Source organism: Brucella sp. TWI559 (genome assembly GCF_039674265.1).
GTDB classification, from domain to species: Bacteria; Pseudomonadota; Alphaproteobacteria; order Rhizobiales; family Rhizobiaceae; genus Brucella; species Brucella chromiisoli.
The window spans coordinates 162,161-183,349 of record NZ_JBDJNE010000002.1; the positions used below are offsets into that span (position 1 = coordinate 162,161).

The window sequence follows — 21,189 nt, forward strand, 5'->3', positions numbered from 1 at the left end:
AGGCTGGACTCTCGGGTTCAGCGGGAAGGAGATAAAATGGCTGAGGCTTATATTTACGATCACGTTCGCACACCGCGCGGACGTGGCAAGAAAGACGGCAGTCTGCATGAAGTGCCTGCCGTTCGTCTGGGCGCGAAGGTTCTGGAATCCTTGCGCGACCGCAACGGCATCGATACGGCAAAGGTCGATGACATTATTTTCGGCTGTGTTGATCCGGTCGGCGAAGCGGGTGCCGTTATTCCGCGTTCATCGGCTTTTGAAGCCGGTTATGATTTCAAGGCGCCGGGTATTCAGATTTCGCGTTTCTGTGCGTCAGGTCTTGATGCGATCAACCTTGCAGCGGCTAAGATTGCGTTCGGTGCCGACGATCTGGTGATCGCTGGTGGCGTTGAAAGCATGTCCCGTGTTGGCATGGGTATGTCGGGCGGTGCCTGGTACATGGATCCATCCGTCGGTTTCCCGGGCTATTTTATGCCACAGGGCGTCTCCGCTGATCTAATCGCCACGAAATACGGCTTCTCGCGTGATGACGTCGACGCTTATGCTGTCGAAAGCCAGAAGCGAGCAGCAAAATCGTGGGAAAAGGGTTATTTCAAGCATTCAGTTATTCCCATCAAGGATCAGAATGGCCTTACCATTCTTGATCATGATGAGCATATGCGCCCTGGCACTGATATGCAGGCGCTCGGTCAGCTCAACCCATCCTTCGTGATGCCCGGTGAAATGGGCGGCTTCAATGCCGTTGGCATTCAAGCGCATCCAGAAGTCGAAACCATCAATCACGTGCACCATGCCGGTAACTCGTCTGGCATTGTTGATGGTGCAGCAGGCGTTCTCGTTGGCTCGAAGAAGGCTGGCAAGGCCTTCGATATCAAGCCGCGCGCCCGTATTCGTGCTTTTGCCAATATCGGCTCCGAACCAGCACTGATGCTGACCGGTCCGGTTGATGTGACGGAAAAGCTCCTCAAACAGGCCAAGATGAAAATCTCGGACATTGATCTGTTCGAGCTGAACGAAGCCTTCGCTGCTGTGGTTCTGCGTTACATGCAGGCCTTCGACATTTCTCACGACAAGATCAACGTCAATGGCGGCGCGATTGCGCTGGGCCATCCGCTTGGCGCAACGGGCGCGATGATCCTCGGCACTGTGCTGGATGAACTGGAGCGCCGCGACCTCAATGTGGCACTGGTCACTTTGTGCATCGGTGCAGGCATGGGTACGGCCACGATCATTGAGCGCGTGTAAGGAGAGGAGGCGAATATGGCTTATGTAAATTTCAAAGTTGAAACCGACGCTGATGGCATTGCCCTCGTCACATGGGACATGCCTGAAAAGTCGATGAATGTTTTCACCGTCGAGGTGATGCAGGAACTGAATGCTATCATCGATGCGACGACCGCTGACGAAAAGGTCAAGGGCGTGGTCATCACGTCCGGCAAGGAAACTTTTTCAGGTGGCGCTGATCTGACCATGCTCGAAGGCATGTTCAAGGAATTTCAGAAGCAAAAGGCCAAGGACAGCCAAGCTGCCGTTCAGTCGTTGTTCGACAATGTTGGTCGGATGGGCGGATTGTTCCGCAAGCTTGAAACCTCTGGCAAGCCATGGGTCTCAGCCATTAACGGCACCTGCATGGGTGGGGCATTTGAAATGTCGCTTGCTTGCCATGCTCGTGTTGCATCGGATGCACCGGGCGTGAAGATGGGCCTGCCGGAAGTGAAAGTCGGCCTGTTTCCCGGGGCTGGCGGCACGCAGCGTGTTCCGCGCCTTGCCAACCAGCAGGACGCTTTGCAGATGATGACAACTGGCTCAAGCCTGAGCGCGCAGCGCGCCAAGGCGATGGGTCTTGTTACTGAAGTCGCTCCGGCAAAGAAGCTGGTCGAAACCGCCAAGAAGCTGATCAAGGGTGGCCTCAAGCCTGTTCAGCCATGGGATGAAAAGGGATTCAAACTGCCAGGCGGCGCGATCTATTCGGCTGCCGGTGCAAATCTCTGGCCTGCTGCAACCGCCATTCTGCGTCGCGAAACCTCCGGCAATTATCCGGCGGCACTCGCTATTCTGAAATCGGTTTATGAAGGCCTTCTTGTGCCGTTCGACACCGGCCTAAAGATCGAGCAGCGCTACTTCACTGAAATTCTTCAGACGACCGAAGCAGGTATGATGATCCGTTCGCTCTTCGTGTCGTTGCAGGAGTTGAACAAGGGCGCACGCCGTCCAGCCGATGAAAAGCCAACCAAGTTCAAGAAGATCGGCGTCATTGGCGCTGGCTTCATGGGTGCAGGCATTGCCTATGTGACAGCCAAGGCTGGCATTCCGGTGGTGCTGATCGATCGTGATCAGGAATCCGCTGATAAGGGCAAGGCGCATACGGCTGACCTTATCACCAAGGAAATGCAAAAGGGCCGCGCGACGGAAGCAGACAAGGAAAAGCTCCTGTCGCTTATCACGGCAACGCCTGACTATGCGCAGCTCGAAGGTGCCGATCTGGTGATCGAAGCCGTGTTCGAGGACCGCGAAGTCAAGCGTGTGGCGACCGAAAAGGCGGAGGAAGTTCTCAAGGCAACGGCGATTTTTGCATCCAATACTTCAACTTTGCCAATCACTGGCCTTGCGAAAGTCTCCAAGCGTCCGAAGAATTTCATTGGCATTCACTTCTTCTCGCCCGTCGACAAGATGATGCTGGTGGAAGTCATCCTCGGCAAGAAGACGTCCGACAAGGCGTTGGCTGTTGCCCTTGATTATGTTCGTGCAATCAAGAAGACGCCGATTGTTGTCAACGATACACGCGGTTTCTACGTCAATCGCTGCGTGCTGCGCTATATGTCGGAAGCCTACAACATGATCGTTGAAGGTGTCCCTGCTGCGATGATCGAAAATGCCGCCCGTATGGCCGGTATGCCGGTTGGTCCGCTTGCGCTCAACGATGAAACGGCAATTGACCTCTCGCAGAAAATCCTCAAGGCAACATTGGCTGATCTTGGCGAGAAGGCTGTCGATCCGCGTCATGTGGAACTGGTGGATAAGCTCGTCAACGAGTTCGACCGCAAGGGCCGCAAGAACGGCAAGGGCTTTTACGAATATCCAGCCAAGCCTGCCAAGAAGCATCTCTGGCCGGGACTGAAAGACCTTTATCCGCAGCAGAACCCCGATAAAATCGACGTGAAGGAGCTGAAAGAGCGCTTCCTTGTGACGATTGCTCTGGAGGCCGCGCGTGTGATGGAAGAAGGCATTGTCACTGATCCGCGTGAAGCCGATGTCGGTTCCATTCTGGCCTTTGGTTTTGCCCCTTATACCGGCGGCACGCTTTCCTATATCGATGGTATGGGCGCGAAGAAATTCGTCAAACTTGCCAAGGAGTTGCAGCGCAAATACGGCCAGCAGTTTAAGGCGCCGAAACTGCTTGTCGATATGGCAGAAAATGGCGAAAGCTTCTATCAGCGCTTCAACCCTTATAAGGGCGAAACGAAAAAAGCAGCCTGATCTGCTGCCTGACGATCTGTTTAAAAACGCGCGGCATTGTGATGCCGCGCGTTTTCATTTGTAAATAAGAAAATTTTCCCTGTAAAATCGCGCACCTTGCGTAAAATCAGATTTTCAGTTAATTTTGGCACAAGTTAAGATAAATTATTAGGTTTAAAATCCTCTTTGGCGGGTTGTAACAATGTTTTCTCATGAGAGCGTATGGGCTGCGATTGATGCCTTGGCGGAGCGCAATTCATTAAGTGCGTCTGGCCTTGCGCGCCGTGCTGGGCTTGATCCGACCACGTTCAATAAATCCAAGCGTTATGCTGCCGATGGTCGCGCCCGCTGGCCTTCAACTGAGTCGCTCGCTAAAGTCATGGAAGCCACAGGCGCAACATTCGATGAGTTTACTCGGCTTATCCGTGGTGAAATATCGACGCCAAATTACGGGGAATATCTGCAGGAGCCGAGTGCTATCCCGCTGCTTGGTTTGGCAGAAGCGGGCGGAGGCGGTTATTTTGACGATGCCGGATTTCCTGCTGGCCAAGGTTGGGATGTTGTGCAGTTTCCTGCTGCTCCAACCGATAATGTGTATGCGTTGGAAGTTTCCGGCGACTCGATGTTGCCGCTTTACCGGGATGGCGATACGTTGGTCGTAGCGCCCAACGCAGCGGTTCGCCGGGGTGATCGTGTGGTTGTTCGAACCAAAGACGGAGAGGTTATGGCTAAAATCCTGCATCGCCAGACACCGCGAACGATTGAACTTCATTCGTTCAATCCCGAGTTTCCCAATCGTTCCTTTGAGACCAAGGATATTGAGTGGATCGCCCGTATTTTATGGGCGAGTCAGTAATGACGAATATGCAACGTAAGAACCATGGTCGTATTGTTTTTGGTAGTTTTGCCGGTCTGACCGGTGCCATTCTCGTGGCAGCTTTTGTCGCGCCATTTTATGGCGCACTCGATCGCCCGGTCACTGTGGTCGAAAGCGGCGATGGTCAAAGCAAGCCGGATACCGGTTCGGGTAATGGAATTGTCGTTGAGCAGTTTGATTATAACGAACCTGCAAAGGATACAGGCGGCGATAATCCTGCCTCGCAAGAGATGCCTGCTGCTGAAAATGCGCCAAACACTGACGCGCAGCCCCCTGTCAATCAGGATGGCCAAGGCGGGCTTGAGCGTGAACCTGCGCGCCCACCTCTGAGTGATATGGGATTGGCGTCAACGCCAAAACCGCCGGAGCCAGCAGCCCCAGCCGCGCCGGTTGATGCGGGCGAGCCGATGCAGCTTCTGCAGCGTCCCGTAGCAATTGCAGCCGGGCGTCTTGAAAGTCAGGGACGCATTGTCGACTTGCAGGGCATTGATGTCACGCCGGTTGAGCAAAGCTGCCAGTCGGCAGCGGGTGAAAACTGGCCATGCGGTATGCAGGCCCGTACTGCATTCCGCCAGTGGCTTCGTGCGCGGGCGATTATGTGTCGTCTGCCGCAAAATGACAGCGGTGCGGCGATAGCGACCCAATGCAGCGTTGGCAGTGACGATCCTGCGTTATGGCTTGTCGCCAATGGTTGGGCCAAGGCCAGCGCAGGTGGTGCTTATGGGGAAGCGGGCAAGAAAGCCGAAGATGCAAAACTCGGCCTCTATGGGGATAAGCCGGAAACTTCTTTGCCGGAGCTGAATAACGCTCCGAGCCTGCCGATGATCATAGCACCGGATACGCCGCAACAACCGGTAACGCCGCCGCAGCTTGATGGTGCCTTTCCACCTGCACCACAGAATTAGAGCAAAAAAAGCCTCGCCCGAAAATTCGGAACGAGGCTTTTTTACTTTACGAGCATTCACTTATGACAAGGTGCCTGCGAGGGCTTTTTTGATCAGGGCGCGGGTTTCGTCGATGCCGTAAAGGGCAACGAACGAACCAAAGCGCGGGCCGCGTTCCTGACCGATCAGGACCTCGTAAAGCATCTGGAAGAACGAAACCGATACGCCTGGACCCCCTTCAGGGCTCTTTTTGGTGTGATCCTGATAGCGTTCGATTGCACGGGCGACGTCCAGAATGGCGTTCTGAATGCCGGTGCCATCGGTATTGCTTGGCAAGGTCGCAAGTTTCGCATCAAGGCCTTCAAGTGCAGCGCGTTCCACATCATCAGGGGCGCGGAACTGTTTGGTTGGCTTGACGAAATCGTTGAAGTAGCGGATTGCATAGCCAACCAGCGCATCAAGTTCCGGGTTGTTTTCTGGCGTAACACCCGGCACATGGCGCGAGATGAAGCCCCACAGAACGCTCGGGCTTTCCGCATTGGATGCACTCACCAGATTGAGCATCAGCGCGAATGTCACCGGCAGCTCAACCTTTGGTGGATTACCGTAATGGATATGCCAGACCGGATTGTTCAGACGGTCTTTCCATTCCTGACGGTTATAAGCTGACAGATAGGTGAAATATTCGTCCACCGCCTTCGGAATCACGTCAAAGTAGAGTTTCTTCGCGGTCTTCGGCTTCTGGAAGTTGTAGAGTGCAAGGCTTTCGGTTGGTGCATAGGCCAGCCATTCGTCAATCGCGATGCCATTGCCTTTTGATTTTGAAATCTTCTGGCCGATCTGATCGAGGAAGAGCTCGTAAACAAAATGCTCTGGCGCACGACCGCCAAGAATTTCGCAGATGCGATCGTAAATACCGGCATTGGTCTGATGATCTTTGCCGAACATTTCAAAATCAACACCGAGCGCTGCCCAGCGCATACCGAAATCCGGCTTCCACTGTAGCTTCACGTTGCCGCCGGTAACGGGGAGTGTGGTTTCAACACCGTCTTCATCGTCAAAGGTGATGGTGCCAGCTTTAGCATCCACGCGCTTCATCGGCACGTAGAGCACGCGACCGGACTTTGGCGAAATTGGCAGAAACGGGCTATAGGTTGCCTGACGTTCTTCACCGAGCGTCGGCAGCATCACCTTCATGATGTCGTCATAGCGTTCGACTGCCTTGAGCAGTACGGCGTCGAACTTACCGGACTTATAATAGTCCGTTGCGCTGGCGAATTCATAGTCGAAGCCAAAAGTATCAAGGAAGCGGCAGAGCATGGCGTTATTATGCTCGGCAAAGCTCTTGTATTCGCCGCCAAACGGATTTGGCACGGCAGAAAGCGGTAATTGCAGATATGGCTCAAGGGCTGCTTTGTCCGGTACATTGTCCGGGATCTTACGCATACCGTCGAGATCGTCCGAGAAACAGATGAGGCGAGTCTTGACTTTATCACCAGTCAGAACGCGAAACGCGTGACGTACCATCGAGGTGCGTGCAACTTCGCCGAACGTGCCGATATGCGGCAGGCCCGATGGCCCATAGCCGGTCTCAAAAATCACGGTTTCAGGAAGCCCCGTCTTTTCGTAGCGCTTGAGGATTTTTCTTGCCTCTTCAAAAGGCCACGATTTCGCTTCCGCAGCCGCCGCGGTCAGTTCCGGGGTCAGCGTAATTTCGGGAAGGCGGTGCGAAGTCATGATTTTTTCCTGATGTCCTGTGAAGGGCTTTGTTTGATGAAGTTTTTCTGCACTCAGATGTGCTATTGCTCTATGGCGCGGCTAACCCCAGACGTCAATCTTTGCAGCGATAATTCCGAGTGAATTTCCTTGCGCAAGTCTCTCAGGCTTCCTAATTTTCGGCCAATGTGACCGAAATTGTGATTCCGGTTCACCTGTTGAGGAGCATTTGATGAATAAGATTTCCGCACACGACGCCCTAGTGTACATCATGGTGACAACGTCTGCCGCAGACACGTCGATGACCGATGCGGAAATGGCATCGATCAGCAATGTGGTTTCGCGCCTGCCGGTTTTTCAGGGTTTTGACTCTGCGCGGCTACCTAAAATTGCCAGCGATTGTTATGAGCTTCTGGCTTTCGAGGACGGGTTGGAGCGCATTCTCGACTTGGCGCATGAGGCATTGCCGGAAAAGCTCTATGATACTGCCTATGCACTGGCCGTTGAAGTGGCGGCGGCTGATCTGCATGTCGAGCAGGAAGAACTCGAGTTTCTTCAGATGCTGCGTGATCGCTGGACACTGGATGAATTGACCGTTGCAGCAATTGAGCGCAGCGCGCGCGTTCGATTCCGCAAGCTCTGAGTTGTTCTGAATGTAAACTGATAACGGGCGGGATTAACCCGCCCGTCGTATATGACGATCCGGTTTTAGCAGATGACTGGCACGCGTCGCGCTTTCCGCCATTCCAATGCGGTCCGCATCAGATGGGCAGCTTCTGCGAATGTGGCACTCTCTTTCCAGCGCTCCGTATGAATAAGGCTTGATGGAACGATGTCCCTCAATGCTTCAAGCGTATGGCGAGGGATTGTATCAGTGCAGCGCCAAAGACGTCGGAAAACAACGCTAATACGGGTAATCTTACCATTGATTGCTACGACCGGCTCTTCCATTTCGAGATTCCAGTCCTCATAAGCATCTACCGCATCCTGAAAGGCGTGATGCAGATAGATCGGTGCATGACCGTCATGAAGTGGGGGCAGCAAACTGGACATTTCTGTTTCCTCTCTTCCAATGGTGCTTCAGCTAAAGGCATTTACAGAAACTTCGATACAGAACTCCGCAAATGCAGTTGAAAAGAGCAGATTTCGGCTCTTTGGCTGTGTGCCGTATCAGTTTTCCTTCACGAAATACGACAACACATAATTAACCATGATCTATGCAAGGGAGGGTGTTTGGCAAGGAGAAAATTTCTTTTATAAAGCTCGAAAGGGAAAAACAGTTCTGGTTCTATGGTTGAATTTTTTCTGACACTATCCCTCATTATCGTGGGAGGAAGGACTGATCATCGGTGGTGGACAAAGACACATTGTTGGGTGGTCTGGTCTCGGTTGGATTGCATGGTGCAGTCCTTGCGCTGCTATTGTTCACATTTCCAATGTCAACGCATTCCGTCCAGCCTGAGGACGTGAAAGTCGAGCTGGTTCCGCCGCCATCAGACAGCCCATCAACTGCTCAAGAGAAAAATTCTGCCACTAAGGATAAGGCTGCCGCGCCCTATAAAGCGTTTGAAGCGGCTTCAGATGATAAGAAAGAAAACACCAAAACCGAGCCGAACAGGGCGTCTGAACAGCAAAGGGTTGATAGGCCTCAACCAGTTGACGGGGTATCGGAAAGGTTTCAGGAGAAGACGTTTGGTGGCGAGCCAGTTCTGAGCACTGAAAAATCATCTTTCAGCCTAGCTGACTTGAAAAAGCAGGACGCGCCTATGATCAAGGCCAAGAAAATCTACTCAAAAGATGCTCTTGCAAATCCGCGTGTGAAACAGGCTTTAGGAAAGCTTTCTCCGACAGATCGTGTCATACAGATTTGTGGCATTGAGGCCTTGGAGCAAATCCGGCATCATCGACCGGACATCGTGCCTGATATGATGGCCCGAACAGGTGGAGCGCTGACAGAGACGAGTTTGAAGATGTCTGGAGGTGCCTTTCGAAGTCGTGCAAAATGGTACAATCTGGATTTCGATTGCACCATTAATCCAAAAGATATGGCGGTCTCGTCGTTCCAGTATGCGATTGGTGGCACGGTTCCTAAAAAAGACTGGTCTCGCAGAGAGTTGCCTGTTGATTAGCTTTCGGGATGCAGATCTTTTCCAAAACAGAAACAGTTTTCGTTATTTATTGCCACTGCGACAGGATTTGCCCTGCAATTTGTTTAGGTCCGGTGTAGACAAATACGTAGGGAATTGAATTTCAGAGGCAGTGATATGGCTCGGTTTGTTGCATCGCGCAGAGCATTTCTTATTGGTTCGACTTCGCTTGCGGCATTGCCGTTTTTGCCCCATTGGGCAAGTGCCGAAGATACACCGCAAAATGGCGGACGACTGGTCGTCGCCGCAGATTCCGAGCCGCGTAATCTCAATCCCGCCATTGTTGCCTCCAACGGTGTTTTCTTCGTGGCGAGCAAAGTGATTGAGCCTTTGGCCGAAGCATCGTTTGACGGTCAAAATGGCCTTGAACCACGCCTTGCAACCAGTTGGGAAGGCTCTGCTGATGGTCTGACTGCGACTTTCCATCTGCGAGAGGGCGTCAAATGGCATGATGGTCAGCCGTTTACCGCGGCGGATGTGGCGTTTTCTGCCATGCAGGTCTGGAAACCACTGCAAAATCTCGGCCGCGTCGTGTTCAAGGCGCTTGAGAAGGTTGAGACGCCGGATGAATATACGGCGATCTTCCATTTCAGCGAGCCAACCCCGTTTCAGCTCATTCGCAATGCGTTGCCGGCATTGACTGCCGTTTTGCCCAAACATGTGTTTGATGGTACCGACATTGCCGCCAACCCTGCCAATGAGAAGCTGATTGGCACAGGCCCGTTCAAATATGCCGAGCACAAGACGGGCGAATATTATCGCCTAACGAAGAATGATAACTATTGGGGCGATGGCGAGCCTTATCTTGACGAAATCATCTATCGTGTGCTGCCGGACCGTGCTGCCGCCGCAGGCGCGCTGGAAGCGGAGGAAATTGACCTTGCAGCATTCTCCGCGGTCCCTCTCGCTGATCTCGACCGCATCTCAAAAGTGCCGGGGCTGCGTGTCATTTCCAAGGGCTATGAGGCGCTGACCTATCAGTTGGTCGTCGAAATCAATCATCGCCGCAAGGAACTCTCAGACCTTAAAGTCCGTCAGGCAATCGCGCATGCGATTGATCGCGATTTGGTGGTGAAAACGATTTTCCTGGGCTATGCCAAGCCTTCGACCGGGCCGGTCCCCCAATATGACAGCCAGTTTTATACGCGTGATGTGACCGCTTATCCTTTCGATATAGCGAAGGCCAATGCACTTCTGGATGAGGCCGGTTATAAGCGCGGCAAGGATGGAAACCGTTTTGTACTCAAGTTGTTGCCCGCACCTTATTTCAATGAAACCAGACAGTTCGGGGATTATCTTAGACAAGCACTTGCAGAGATTGGCATTGATGCGCGTATTGTCAACAATGACTCAGCGGCGCATCAAAAGGCGGTTTATACGGACCACGATTTTGATCTTGCGATTGCGCCGACGGTCTATCGTGGAGACCCCGCCATTTCGACGACCATTCTGGTTGAAAGCGGCATTGCTTCGGGTGTTCCGTTCTCCAATCAGGGTGGTTACGCCAATGCTGAGTTGGATGCGGTGATTGCCAAAGCAGCACATGAGATTGATGAGAAGGAGCGCACGGCACTTTATCACCAGTTTCAGCAATTGGTGGAAGCCGATCTGCCGCTCATCAATGTGGCTGAATGGGGCTTCATTACTGTTGCCAATGATCGCGTGCAGAATGTTGCCAACAATCCGCGCTGGGCTGTCTCCAATTGGGCCGATAGCTGGATTAAACAGTGACGCAGCTTCTGTTGCTTCTCAGAAAACGACTGATCGGCAGCCTGATGGTGCTGCTGATTGTTATTATAGGCTGTTTTCTGATGCTGGAAACAGCACAGGGAGATGCGGTCGATGCCTATGCTGTGAGCTTTGGTGGTGATGCGGTTGCTATTGCGGACATGCGTGCGCGTTGGGGGCTTGATCAGTCTATATGGCATAGGCTCACGGCCTATCTTACAGCGCTTTTACAGGGAAATCTTGGTTGGTCGGTCAGTTTTAACCGTCCTATTCTGGATGTCATTCTTGAACGTTTGCCCAATACGCTTTTGTTGATGGGCGCAGCCACCGCGCTGTCCTTTGTTGTGGGTTCTGCTCTGGGTATAGTGGCCGGTACAAAGCCCGCAAGTTTTCGCGACCGTTTTTTGTCCGTTGCTTCGCTTGTGCTTTATGCCATTCCCGGTTTCTGGCTGGCGCTTGTGCTGGTTATCCTGTTTTCGATCCGGCTGCGCTGGCTGCCTTCAAGCGGCATAGAGACAATTGCTTCCGGCAAGGAAGGTCTTGCGCGTGGACTTGATATAGCGCGTCATCTTGTGCTGCCGGTTGTCTCGCTGGCCCTGATTTATCTGGCTCTTTATCTGCGTGTCATGCGTGCTTCGATGGCTGAGATTTGGCGTATGGATTTCGTCCGCGCACTGAAAGCGCGAGGCATATCTCACCCGCGTATCGTGTTGTGCCATGTCGTGCGCAATGCACTCCTTCCACTGGTCACTATGCTTGGGCTGCAAGCTGCGTCCATGCTGGGCGGCAGTGTGGTGATTGAAAGCGTTTTTGCGGTTCCTGGCCTCGGTCGGCTCGCGCAGGAGGCGGTGGGAAGCCGTGATACGCCTCTGCTGCTGGGCGTCATTTTGACCAGCGCCATTATGGTGATCTTGGTCAATTTCGTCGTTGATCTTCTCTATCTCTGGCTTGATCCGCGCATATCTGCCGGAAAGGTCCGACAATGAATGGGGGCAGGCGTTATTTCAGTTCAGGAGAAGGCATTGCAGGCGCGATTATTCTGCTCGTGCTGATCGCCGCAGCACTCTTTGCGCCATTGCTCTTTCCCGGTGATCCTTTGCGCATTGTGGCAACGCCGATGCTTGCGCCTTTCGACAATGCATCCTTTCCATTTGGAACGGATCGGCTGGGTCGTGATGTACTGGCCGAGCTATTCCACGCAAGTCGCACATCGCTGATCGTGGGGCTGGCCGCAGCGGCGGTATCCATCCTGATTGGCAGTGTTGTCGGCACATTGGCAGGTTTTGTGGGAGGGCTGGTTGATGAAGTGTTGATGCGCATAACAGAAGCTTTCCAGACCATTCCGGGTTTTTTACTGGCGCTTGCCTTGGTCAGCATTGCCGGGCCTTCGTTGCCTGTGCTGGTTGCAGCGATTGCGCTTTCAAGCTGGACGCAGGCCGCACGCCTGACGCGCGGACAAGTGCTGTCAATCCGCGAGAGCGATTACGTAGCCTCAAGCCGTGTGATCGGTATGCACTCGCTGGAAATCGCATTCCGGCAAATCCTGCCCAATGCTTTGCCGCCGGTGCTGGCGCTTGTGCCGGTCATTGTCGCCTCTGCTATTTTGATTGAAGCAGCACTTTCATTTCTGGGGCTTGGCGATCCCAATCGCGTGACGTGGGGCGGTATGATTGCCGAGGGCCGCACGGTTTTGCGCTCGGCGCCATGGCTGTCTATTCTGCCGGGGATGGCACTGGCGTTCACGGTCGTGGGGGTCTATCTCGCAGGCGAAGGCATCACCAATGCTGCATCGCGGCGGGAGGTGCAGACATGAGTGTGCTTGCCCATATAACCAATTTCGGTGTGCGTTATGGTCGGGATCATGCGCTGCACAATATCAGTCTGGATATCAATAAGGGCGAAACGCTTGCCATTATCGGCGAAAGCGGTTCTGGAAAAAGTACGTTTGCTTTGGCGCTGGCCCGTCTGTTGCCTCTTAATGCTTGCACTTCAGGCGCGATCCAATGGCCGGGTGGAACCCCAAAGCAGGGGCGTGATGTGGGCTTCGTGTTTCAGGACCCCGCTTCAAGCTTTGACCCCTTGATGCGTGTTGGGGCCCAATTGATTGAAACGATTCAGGCTCATGAAAGCATAGATCGGAATGCTGCAAAAGATAAAGCAATCAATCTGTTAGAGCGGGTTCATATACCTGTTCCCGAACTCAGTTTTTTACGCTATCCGCATCAGTTTTCCGGTGGGCAAAAGCAGCGCATCGCCATAGCGCTCGCCATGGCTGCAAACCCTTATATTCTGATTGCGGATGAACCGACCAGTGCGCTCGATACCATTGTGCAACGGGAAATCGTGGCACTGCTGCGTGCCTTGGTTAAGGCCAATGGCATGACGCTGATTTTTATCACGCACGATATTGCACTGGCTTCCAATCTGGCGGACCGCATCGCCGTTTTCCGTCATGGTGAACTGGTGGAATGCGGTTCAGCGCGCACAATTGTTACCACGCCGCAGAGCGATTACACGAAAGCGCTGATTGCAGCCGTCCCCGTGCTGGAGCCTCAGCATGGATAGAGCGTTGTTACAGGCGAGCGACGTGACCGCGCGCTATGGCGATAAGCTGGCGCTCGATCATATAAATCTCGCGATTAAGGCCGGTGAAACGCTGGCGCTGGTGGGGCCTTCGGGCAGCGGTAAATCGACATTGGCGCGTGCGCTGTTAAGGCTGCATCCCCTTGAAACGGGTTCGGTTCAGTTTGAAGATGAAGACTGGCTTGCCCTCAAAGGGGGCGAACTCAGAAAGCGCCGCGCGCGATTGCAGATGGTGTTTCAGGACCCGCTCTCTGCTTTTAATCCACGCGCAACGGTCTATGATCTGCTGCGCGAGCCACTGCGTATTCATGGGATAACACGGGATATTTCAGAGCTTTTGAAAAAGGTTGGGCTTGATCCTGAACTGAGCAAACGCGGCGTGCATGAGATTTCCGGTGGGCAGCGTCAGCGTGTGGCGATTGCACGCGCGCTTGCAACAAGGCCATCGCTCATTGTCCTGGATGAAGCGGTGTCTGCGCTTGATGTAACGGTGCGAGGCACAATTCTGAAATTGTTGCTGGAGATACAGAAGACCGAGGGCACAGCCTATCTTTTTATCACGCATGATCTGGCCGTTGCGGCACAAATGGCTGATCAGATTGCTGTGATGGAGCAAGGGCGGATTGTTGAGTGCCGCCCGACGCAGGAGTTGATTGCGGCACCGCACATGCCTGTTACGAAAGCATTGATAGAAGCGGTGCCGAAAATATTGGTTTAAGCCTTTCCCAGCTCAATAGAACGGTTGCGCGCAGCTTCAACCGCTTCTGTTACAAGGTTCTTGAGGCGGTTTTCACCCATCAAAACATCTAGCGCTGCGGCTGTTGTGCCATTGGGGCTTGTGACCTGCTCGCGCAATTTCGTTGGGCTGTCGCTGCTGGAGGCAGCCAGCGCTCCCGCACCCATCACGGTTTGCATGGCAAGAAGCGCTGCCGTTTCGCGCGGAAGACCGGCGGTCACGCCAGCATCGGTCAAGGCTTCAATGAAGTGGAATACATAAGCAGGGCCAGAGCCGGAAACGGCAGTCACGGCATCCATCTGTGCTTCATCGTCAATGCTTGCAACCTTACCGGATGTTTTGAGCAGGCTTTTTACGAATGCTGCATCATCGTCACTAACATTTGTGTTTTTGAAGGTGACAAGCATGCCTTTACCAATTGCGGCAGGCGTATTTGGCATACAGCGCATGATTTTTGCATCGCTACCCAGATGCTGTTCGAAAAATGAAACTGGAATGCCAGCAGCCACGCTGACAAAAGTGGCATTGGGTGCAAAGCGCTTATAAGCCGGCAGTACATCGCCCATAACCTGTGGCTTGACGGCAACCAGCACCATACGTGGGTTAAGGTTATCAGGGAGCGAGCCGGCGCTTGAGCAGGCATTCACACCGGCAAGCGCTGCCCGCGTCTGAAGGGTTTCTGAAGGCTCAACCACATGCACATTCTCAGCTTGTAGAATCCCGCTGTCGAGCCAGCCTTTGAGCATGGCAAAGCCCATATTGCCGCAACCAACGAGAATGACTGTGTCCTGCATGAGAAAGTTCCGCCCTGATTAAATTGATATGTTTTCGGGTATAGCCTCCACCGACAGCAATTCGCAAGGCTTGTAGCAAAAACGGCGTGTTTGAAATGAACTGTATATTTATAATTTTATCGTGATTTATTGAGCGCTCTTATTTTATAGAAATAAAGCATGTCTCCTAAAAGCGGGGACCGATTTTGGATTAAAGACATGCGTCAAACCAAGAGTTAAAACGTGTTATATGACGAGAATAACACACAACACGCTTTCATTCGGTAAAAGCTGGATTTGAGGGAATAATGGATCCATCGCTTACAACAGGTGTGCCGCCTGCAGAGGCCTTCACGCATGTCCGCATCATTATTGGCATTATCCTTGGCCTGTGTGTGTCGCGTCTTCTGACAGGATTTGCCCGTTTTATTCAGCATCCGGGCAAACAGAAAATCTATCCTGTGCATCTGGCATGGGTGGGCTTTATTCTGCTCTCGGTTATCCATTTCTGGTGGTTCGAGTTCAATTTGCGTGCCGTTCATGTGTGGACGTTCGAGAAATATTTCTTCGTCATTTTTTATGCAGGGCTTTATTTTCTGCTCTGCACGCTGCTTTTTCCGGACGATATGGGGGAATATACCGGCTATCGTGATTATTTCATTTCGCGGCGCAAATGGTTCTTTGGCATTCTGGCGCTGGTATATGTTGCCGATGTTGTTGATACCTTTCTCAAGGGCGTGGAGCATTATCAGCTATACGGGGTTGAATACCCTATTCGTGTCGGTGCGCTGGTTGTCGCAAGTCTTATTGCGATGTTTACGGATAACCGGCGCTATCATGCGATTTTTGTGAGCGTCGCGCTGCTATACGAAATAGCCTTCACGCTCCGGCATTTTGCGACTTTATCCTGAAACTCGGCCAATCTGAGATTGTCATCTTGGCCGATGACGCTTATTGGCATGGTTTCAGGATCAAGGCGATGTATCCCAAGGCATCGCCTGTTTAAAGCGGAGCATTGATATGGCCCAATTGATCGACGGCAAGAAGCTCGCCGAGGACGTGGTGTCCACGGTGAAGCGTGAGACCGAAAAACTCGTGGCTGCAACTGGCGTGGTTCCCGGTATTGCGGTGGTGATTGTCGGTGAAGACCCGGCAAGTCAGGTCTATGTTGCTTCCAAGGGCAAAAAAGCCAAGGAATGCGGCTTTGTTTCCGTGCAGCACGATCTCCCGGAAGACGCTTCTGAGCAGGAGCTTCTGGATCTGATCGACAGCCTCAACAACGATCCTGCCATTCATGGCATTCTGGTACAGTTGCCACTGCCAAAGCACATTGATTCCGGCCGTGTGATCCAGACAATCGCGCCGGAAAAAGACGTCGACGGCTTCCATTTCATCAATGTCGGTAAGCTTGGCACCGGCGAAGTCGATACGGCTTTCGTACCTTGCACACCAGCTGGAGCAATGATCATGATTGAGCGCGTTCATGGACGCGATCTTTCGGGCCTCAATGCGGTTGTTATTGGTCGCTCTAATATCGTTGGCAAGCCGATGTTCAACCTTCTGCTTGCTGCCAATGCAACGGTAACGGTTGCACATAGCCGTACCAAAGACCTGCCAGCGATTGCCCGCACCGCCGATATTCTGGTTGCAGCAGTCGGTCGTCCGCAGATGGTCAAGGGCGACTGGATCAAGCCGGGTGCGACTGTGATCGATGTGGGTATCAATCGCATTCCTGCACCTGAAAGGGGCGAAGGGAAGACGCGTCTGGTTGGCGATGTCGATTTTGTGGATGCGGAAAAGGTGGCAGGTGCCATTACGCCAGTTCCGGGTGGGGTTGGTCCGATGACCATCGCCATGCTGATGGCAAACACTTTAACCGCCGCATGCCGCAGCGTTGGATTTGAGAAGCCAGTATTCTGAAAATAAAAGAAAGGCCGCATGGATGATGCGGCCTTTCGATTTTCAGAACACCGATGCACCTTCATCGGCGCGTCCGGCGATGCTTCGAAAGGCGCGGAAAAGTTCACGGCCCATACCATGATCATTGGCTGAAAGGTCGGGACGCTGTTCGATGCGTTCATGAAGAAGTGCATCACTGATCAGCACGTCCAGAGTTCCGTTCACGGCATCAAGTCGAACAATATCGCCATTGCAAATTTTTCCGATCGCGCCACCATCGAGTGCTTCCGGTGTCACATGGATGGCCGATGGCACCTTCCCGGATGCGCCGGAAAGACGGCCATCGGTGACGAGCGCTACGCGCTGTCCGCGATCCTGCAAAATACCAAGCACAGTCATCAGTTTGTGCAACTCAGGCATGCCATTGGCTTTTGGCCCCTGATAGCGCACAACGGCGATAAAGTCGCCGATGAGGTCGCCAGCCTTGAATGCGGCTTGCAATTCGGCCTGATCGTTGAAGACTTTTGCCGATGCTTCAATGACATGGCGCTCTGGTTTCACTGCTGAAACCTTGATGATCGCATTGCCGATGTTGCCGGTCAGAACCTTAATGCCGCCTGAGGGCTGGAAGGGCGCGCCGATCTTGGCCAGAACCTTGTCGTCGCCGCTCTTTTCGGGAACCGGTTCGCGAACAACCGTGCCATTTTGCCCAAGTTTTGGTTCGATTGCGTAAGGTCGCAAACCTTCTCCCCAGACAGTGCGGACATCTTCATGCAGAATGCCGCCGTCGAGTAATTCGCGGATCAAAAAGCCCATGCCGCCAGCTGCATGGAAATGGTTCACATCGGCGAGGCCGTTTGGATAAACACGCGCCAGTAAAGGCACGACGTCAGAAATCTCCGAAATATCCTGCCATGTCAGTTTGATCCCGGCAGCTGCGGCCATGGCGATCAGGTGGATCGTATGGTTTGTCGAACCGCCGGTCGCGTTCAACCCAATGATACCATTGACGAAAGACCGCTCGTCCAGCATCTCGCCAACGGGCGTATATTCATTGCCGCAAGCAGTAATCGCCAAGGCGCGCTTGGTGGCTTCGCGGGTCAGCGCTTCGCGTAACGGTGTGCCAGGATTGATGAAAGACGAGCCGGGCAGGTGCAGCCCCATGATCTCCATCAGCATCTGATTGGAGTTGGCGGTGCCATAGAAGGTACATGTGCCGGGGCCGTGATAGGATTTTGATTCAGATTCGAGCAATTCCGCGCGGCCAACCTTACCTTCCGCATAAAGCTGGCGGGTCTTGGCTTTTTCGTCATTCGGCAGACCGCTTGTCATAGGCCCTGCCGGAATGAAGACCGCTGGCAGATGACCAAAGGTGAGGGCACCGACGATTAGCCCCGGTACAATCTTGTCGCAGACACCCAGATAGACGGCAGCGTCAAACATGTCATGTGAGAGGCCGACAGCCGTTGCCATGGCAATGACTTCGCGCGAAAACAGTGACAGTTCCATGCCCGCAAAACCCTGCGTGACACCATCACACATGGCAGGCACGCCGCCTGCAACCTGCGCCACGCCACCTGCGTCACGCGCAGCCTTGCGGATCAGATCGGGATAGGTCTCAAACGGCTGATGCGCTGAGAGCATGTCATTATAAGCGGTTATGATGCCGAGATTTGGGACAACATCGGCGGTCAGGGCAGCCTTGTCATTGGGGCCGCAGGCTGCAAAACCGTGGGCGAGATTGGCGCATCCAAGGATCGAGCGATGTGGCTTGCGGGAGGCCGCATCACGAACACGTCCAAGATAGGCTTCTCGAGTGGGCTTTGAGCGCTCAACGATACGCTCTGTGATGGCCTTGATGCGGGTATGCGCAGTCTGCGTTGTCATGGGTATCACCTGTTGGAAAATGCCAGGCTTGCCTGTGGTTGATTATAACACAGTCCCAAACGCAAACTGCTGCGTTCAATGAGACCGTTAGCTTGTCCAATAAAGTTGTATCGGCTTGCGGGCGTGATGGAACACGGCGCGAACCGGCATTTCATTTTCGTCGTCGCTGGCAAGTGCCTTTTCAAGTGTTGCCTGCTTGGCAGCACCCTCAATATGCAGAACCAGCATGTCTGCTTCCACCAGCAATGGCAGGGTCAGTGTCAGGCGCTTTTCACCTGCACCTTCTGCATGAATTGGCAGAACAACAGCCTTGGTCTTTGGATCAATCGCCTGATCAAGACGGTCGGCATTCGGGAAAAATGATGCTGTGTGCCCATCATTGCCCATGCCAAGCACAACGACGTCAAACGGGCGACGCAATGCATCAATACGGCTGGCAGCCGCCAGTGCTGCTGTTTCTGCGGTCGCAGCCGGATTATAAAGGCCGACAAATTTCGCGACACCTGCATGATCACGCAACAGATGATCACGCACCAGCTTTTCGTTGGAACGTTCGTTGGTTGGTGCGACAAAGCGCTCATCGACGAGCGTAATGGTCACAAGCGTCCAGTCAATCATTTTGCGGGACAAGATGTCGAACAGCTTGAGCGGCGTTGTGCCGCCGGAAACAGCAAGTGTCGCTTGCCCCCGCTCAGCAATAGCGGCAGCCAACTTGTTCGCAATTGCTTCAGAAAGCGCCTGCGCAAGTTCTGTTCCACTGGTAAAATCGTGCCGTTCGATGCTCATGCCGTACCTTTCAAGTCCAAACGTCCGGAACGAGCGCAATCTCTGCGGATATTCGCGCTCGCTCTTTATTTTGTGGCACAAAGACTGATCCGGGAATGTCTGTCAACGTCCCCGGACTTTGCTTTGTCAGCTTTCGTGCCAGGTCCGACCATCACGCTCGATAAGAGCGATCGAAGACGACGGTCCCCAGGTGCCTGACGTATAGCCCTGAACCTGTTGGTTGTTCACCTCCCAACCCTTGAGGATCGGATCAACCCAGCGCCATGCCGCTTCCACTTCATCGCGGCGCATGAAGAGTGTCTGGTTGCCACGTACAACGTCCATGATCAGACGCTCATAGGCATCAGGATTGCGTTCATTGAAGGATTCAGCAAAGCTCATATCAAGTGGAACGTGGCGAAGGCGCATCCCGCCCGGACCTGGATCCTTGATCATCAGCCACTGCTTGACACCTTCATCCGGCTGCAAACGGATAACGAGCTGGTTGGCGACAACTTTGCCGGCATGTTCTCCGAAGATCGAATACGGGATCGGCTTAAAGGTGACGACGATTTCCGAAACACGGGACGCAAGGCGTTTGCCTGTACGCATGTAAAACGGAACGCCAGCCCAACGCCAGTTGTTGATTTCGGCCTTCAGCGCCACAAAAGTTTCGGTGTTGCTATCGTCGCTGCCAAGGTCTTCGAGGTAGCCCTTAACAGGACCACCTGCGGATGCGCCAGCGCGATACTGGCCGCGTACCGTCACGTCTTCGACATTGGCCGAGGTAATTGGTTTGAGCGAACGCAGTACCTTGACCTTTTCGTCATGGACGGCATCGGCTTCGAGCGACGAAGGTGGCTCCATGGCGACGAGGCAAAGAAGCTGCAGAATATGGTTCTGTACCATATCGCGCAATGCGCCAGCAGTGTTGTAATAGCCCGCGCGACCTTCAAGGCCGACAGATTCGGCAACCGTAATCTGAACGTGGTCAACGTGCGCAGAATTCCACAATGGCTCATAAAGTGCATTCGCAAAGCGCAGAGCCATCAGGTTCTGGACGGTTTCCTTGCCCAGATAATGGTCGATACGGAAAATCTGGTCTTCGCGGAAAACGCTGCCGATGGTGTCATTAAGCGCATTGGCGGATTCGAGATCGCGGCCAATTGGCTTTTCAACGATGATGCGCGTATCGCGCGTGATCAAGCCATGCGACTTGAGACGGTTGGCAATGTCACCAAACAAAGCTGGGCTGACTGCGAGATAAAACGCGCGGATCTTTTCAGGCTTTTTGCCAATAGCCTCTTTCAGAGCAGCCCAGCCATCTTCCGACTTCGCATCGACTGCGACATAGGTCAGCCGAGCCATAAATGCCTCGACTTCCTTGGCGTCAATTTCGGAAGCTTTCACATGCTCGTTGATCGCATCACGGGCAAATTTACGATATTCCTCATCGGTCATGGCGCTACGCGATGCACCGATGATACGTGTTGGCTCACTGAGCTGACCTGCACGTTGGCGCTGGTACAGAGCAGGAATCAGTTTGCGTTCGGCAAGATCGCCGGAACCGCCGAAAACGATACAATCGAAGGGCTCTACCGGTATTATCTGGCTGGTCATATATTGCTCTCTTCCACTTCTGACGCAAATCACTTCGCTAATAGCAGATTGCGATTTTCGCGCAGCCTTTGTCTACGATCTAATCGATTTAAATTCAACCGTCCAATATAACATTCTC

19 protein-coding genes are annotated in these 21,189 nt (G+C 53.3%); 13 read left to right on the forward strand and 6 right to left on the reverse strand.

The features are described 5' to 3' along the window. Positions 1-36 precede the first annotated feature (36 nt). From ABE530_RS04820 to ABE530_RS04835, 4 genes are all read left to right on the forward strand, one after another. The gene (locus tag ABE530_RS04820; RefSeq protein ID WP_265984448.1) at positions 37-1,245 is read left to right on the forward strand and encodes an acetyl-CoA C-acetyltransferase; all 1,209 of its coding nucleotides are present in this window, start codon (positions 37-39) and stop codon (positions 1,243-1,245) included. Positions 1,246-1,260: 15 nt separating this feature from the next. After that, the gene (locus tag ABE530_RS04825; RefSeq protein WP_499693777.1) at positions 1,261-3,477 is read left to right on the forward strand and encodes an FAD-dependent oxidoreductase; all 2,217 of its coding nucleotides are present in this window, start codon (positions 1,261-1,263) and stop codon (positions 3,475-3,477) included. A 181-nt stretch (positions 3,478-3,658) separates the two neighbouring features. Further along, a complete protein-coding gene (locus ABE530_RS04830) occupies positions 3,659-4,312 on the forward strand; it encodes a S24 family peptidase (RefSeq protein ID WP_265984446.1) in 654 nt (217 codons plus the stop codon). Further along, positions 4,312-5,238 (forward strand): thermonuclease family protein, encoded by a 927-nt coding sequence (locus ABE530_RS04835; protein WP_499693778.1) that lies wholly within the window; start codon positions 4,312-4,314, stop codon positions 5,236-5,238. Before ABE530_RS04830 ends, ABE530_RS04835 begins: the two co-directional genes overlap by 1 nt. 60 nt (positions 5,239-5,298) lie before the next feature. Here ABE530_RS04835 and ABE530_RS04840 read toward each other — a convergent pair whose 3' ends face one another. Continuing rightward, positions 5,299-6,954: a lysine--tRNA ligase gene (locus tag ABE530_RS04840; protein ID WP_265984443.1), complete on the reverse strand. Its 1,656-nt coding sequence runs from the start codon at positions 6,952-6,954 to the stop codon at positions 5,299-5,301. A 211-nt stretch (positions 6,955-7,165) separates the two neighbouring features. On the opposite strand from ABE530_RS04840, the gene ABE530_RS04845 reads away from it, so the two are divergent. Continuing rightward, a complete protein-coding gene (locus ABE530_RS04845; protein WP_265984441.1) occupies positions 7,166-7,576 on the forward strand; it encodes a tellurite resistance TerB family protein in 411 nt (136 codons plus the stop codon). 65 nt (positions 7,577-7,641) lie between these two features. Here ABE530_RS04845 and ABE530_RS04850 read toward each other — a convergent pair whose 3' ends face one another. Continuing rightward, positions 7,642-7,986 (reverse strand): BRA0787 family protein, encoded by a 345-nt coding sequence (locus ABE530_RS04850; protein ID WP_265984439.1) that lies wholly within the window; start codon positions 7,984-7,986, stop codon positions 7,642-7,644. A 296-nt stretch (positions 7,987-8,282) separates the two neighbouring features. On the opposite strand from ABE530_RS04850, the gene ABE530_RS04855 reads away from it, so the two are divergent. The 6 genes from ABE530_RS04855 to ABE530_RS04880 all read left to right on the forward strand — a co-directional run bounded on the left by ABE530_RS04855 (position 8,283) and on the right by ABE530_RS04880 (position 14,109). After that, on the forward strand, positions 8,283-9,062 hold the full coding sequence (locus ABE530_RS04855; protein WP_499693779.1) for a DUF930 domain-containing protein: 780 nt from the start codon (positions 8,283-8,285) through the stop codon (positions 9,060-9,062). Positions 9,063-9,197: 135 nt separating this feature from the next. Next, complete coding sequence (locus ABE530_RS04860) at positions 9,198-10,811, forward strand: ABC transporter substrate-binding protein (protein WP_499693780.1); 1,614 nt, start codon at positions 9,198-9,200, stop codon at positions 10,809-10,811. Positions 10,812-10,855: 44 nt separating this feature from the next. After that, positions 10,856-11,794, forward strand: coding sequence for an ABC transporter permease (locus ABE530_RS04865; protein ID WP_499693908.1), 939 nt, complete (start codon positions 10,856-10,858; stop codon positions 11,792-11,794). After that, positions 11,791-12,621, forward strand: coding sequence for an ABC transporter permease (locus ABE530_RS04870; RefSeq protein ID WP_499693781.1), 831 nt, complete (start codon positions 11,791-11,793; stop codon positions 12,619-12,621). Before ABE530_RS04865 ends, ABE530_RS04870 begins: the two co-directional genes overlap by 4 nt. Then, complete coding sequence (locus ABE530_RS04875) at positions 12,618-13,373, forward strand: ABC transporter ATP-binding protein (protein WP_499693782.1); 756 nt, start codon at positions 12,618-12,620, stop codon at positions 13,371-13,373. The genes ABE530_RS04870 and ABE530_RS04875 overlap by 4 nt, the downstream gene beginning before the upstream one ends. After that, positions 13,366-14,109, forward strand: coding sequence for an ABC transporter ATP-binding protein (locus ABE530_RS04880; RefSeq protein WP_499693783.1), 744 nt, complete (start codon positions 13,366-13,368; stop codon positions 14,107-14,109). Before ABE530_RS04875 ends, ABE530_RS04880 begins: the two co-directional genes overlap by 8 nt. Here ABE530_RS04880 and proC read toward each other — a convergent pair. Further along, entirely contained in the window at positions 14,106-14,921 is an 816-nt protein-coding gene (gene proC, locus ABE530_RS04885) for a pyrroline-5-carboxylate reductase (protein ID WP_265984429.1), read from the reverse strand. The genes ABE530_RS04880 and proC overlap by 4 nt on opposite strands. Before the next feature lie 287 nt (positions 14,922-15,208). Here proC and ABE530_RS04890 point away from each other — a divergent pair, with 287 nt between their 5' ends. Both ABE530_RS04890 and folD read left to right on the forward strand, forming a co-directional pair. Further along, positions 15,209-15,811 carry a hypothetical protein gene (locus ABE530_RS04890; RefSeq protein WP_265984428.1) on the forward strand — a complete coding sequence of 201 codons (603 nt, stop codon included), beginning with the start codon at positions 15,209-15,211 and terminating at the stop codon, positions 15,809-15,811. Positions 15,812-15,920: 109 nt separating this feature from the next. Further along, the gene (gene folD, locus ABE530_RS04895; protein ID WP_265984427.1) at positions 15,921-16,820 is read left to right on the forward strand and encodes a bifunctional methylenetetrahydrofolate dehydrogenase/methenyltetrahydrofolate cyclohydrolase FolD; all 900 of its coding nucleotides are present in this window, start codon (positions 15,921-15,923) and stop codon (positions 16,818-16,820) included. Positions 16,821-16,862: 42 nt separating this feature from the next. Here folD and edd read toward each other — a convergent pair whose 3' ends face one another. The 3 genes from edd to zwf form a co-directional block, all read right to left on the reverse strand. Beyond that, the gene (gene edd, locus ABE530_RS04900; protein ID WP_499693784.1) at positions 16,863-18,686 is read right to left on the reverse strand and encodes a phosphogluconate dehydratase; all 1,824 of its coding nucleotides are present in this window, start codon (positions 18,684-18,686) and stop codon (positions 16,863-16,865) included. 87 nt (positions 18,687-18,773) lie between these two features. Further along, positions 18,774-19,472 (reverse strand): 6-phosphogluconolactonase, encoded by a 699-nt coding sequence (pgl, locus tag ABE530_RS04905; RefSeq protein ID WP_265984424.1) that lies wholly within the window; start codon positions 19,470-19,472, stop codon positions 18,774-18,776. A gap of 126 nt (positions 19,473-19,598) precedes the next feature. Beyond that, positions 19,599-21,071: a glucose-6-phosphate dehydrogenase gene (gene zwf / locus ABE530_RS04910; protein ID WP_499693785.1), complete on the reverse strand. Its 1,473-nt coding sequence runs from the start codon at positions 21,069-21,071 to the stop codon at positions 19,599-19,601. Between the last annotated feature and the right edge of the window lie 118 nt (positions 21,072-21,189).

Excerpts from the sequence above, each read along its gene's own strand:
- ABE530_RS04820 (WP_265984448.1), top strand. The coding sequence starts at position 37 with ATGGCTGAGGCTTATATTTACGATCACGTTCGCACACCGCGCGGACGT.
- ABE530_RS04825 (WP_499693777.1), top strand. The coding sequence starts at position 1,261 with ATGGCTTATGTAAATTTCAAAGTTGAAACCGACGCTGATGGCATTGCC.
- ABE530_RS04830 (WP_265984446.1), top strand. The coding sequence starts at position 3,659 with ATGTTTTCTCATGAGAGCGTATGGGCTGCGATTGATGCCTTGGCGGAG.
- ABE530_RS04835 (WP_499693778.1), top strand. The coding sequence starts at position 4,312 with ATGACGAATATGCAACGTAAGAACCATGGTCGTATTGTTTTTGGTAGT.
- ABE530_RS04840 (WP_265984443.1), bottom strand. The coding sequence starts at position 6,954 with ATGACTTCGCACCGCCTTCCCGAAATTACGCTGACCCCGGAACTGACC.
- ABE530_RS04845 (WP_265984441.1), top strand. The coding sequence starts at position 7,166 with ATGAATAAGATTTCCGCACACGACGCCCTAGTGTACATCATGGTGACA.
- ABE530_RS04850 (WP_265984439.1), bottom strand. The coding sequence starts at position 7,986 with ATGTCCAGTTTGCTGCCCCCACTTCATGACGGTCATGCACCGATCTAT.
- ABE530_RS04860 (WP_499693780.1), top strand. The coding sequence starts at position 9,198 with ATGGCTCGGTTTGTTGCATCGCGCAGAGCATTTCTTATTGGTTCGACT.
- ABE530_RS04865 (WP_499693908.1), top strand. The coding sequence starts at position 10,856 with ATGGTGCTGCTGATTGTTATTATAGGCTGTTTTCTGATGCTGGAAACA.
- ABE530_RS04870 (WP_499693781.1), top strand. The coding sequence starts at position 11,791 with ATGAATGGGGGCAGGCGTTATTTCAGTTCAGGAGAAGGCATTGCAGGC.
- ABE530_RS04875 (WP_499693782.1), top strand. The coding sequence starts at position 12,618 with ATGAGTGTGCTTGCCCATATAACCAATTTCGGTGTGCGTTATGGTCGG.
- ABE530_RS04880 (WP_499693783.1), top strand. The coding sequence starts at position 13,366 with ATGGATAGAGCGTTGTTACAGGCGAGCGACGTGACCGCGCGCTATGGC.
- proC (WP_265984429.1), bottom strand. The coding sequence starts at position 14,921 with ATGCAGGACACAGTCATTCTCGTTGGTTGCGGCAATATGGGCTTTGCC.
- ABE530_RS04890 (WP_265984428.1), top strand. The coding sequence starts at position 15,209 with ATGGATCCATCGCTTACAACAGGTGTGCCGCCTGCAGAGGCCTTCACG.
- folD (WP_265984427.1), top strand. The coding sequence starts at position 15,921 with ATGGCCCAATTGATCGACGGCAAGAAGCTCGCCGAGGACGTGGTGTCC.
- edd (WP_499693784.1), bottom strand. The coding sequence starts at position 18,686 with ATGACAACGCAGACTGCGCATACCCGCATCAAGGCCATCACAGAGCGT.
- pgl (WP_265984424.1), bottom strand. The coding sequence starts at position 19,472 with ATGAGCATCGAACGGCACGATTTTACCAGTGGAACAGAACTTGCGCAG.
- zwf (WP_499693785.1), bottom strand. The coding sequence starts at position 21,071 with ATGACCAGCCAGATAATACCGGTAGAGCCCTTCGATTGTATCGTTTTC.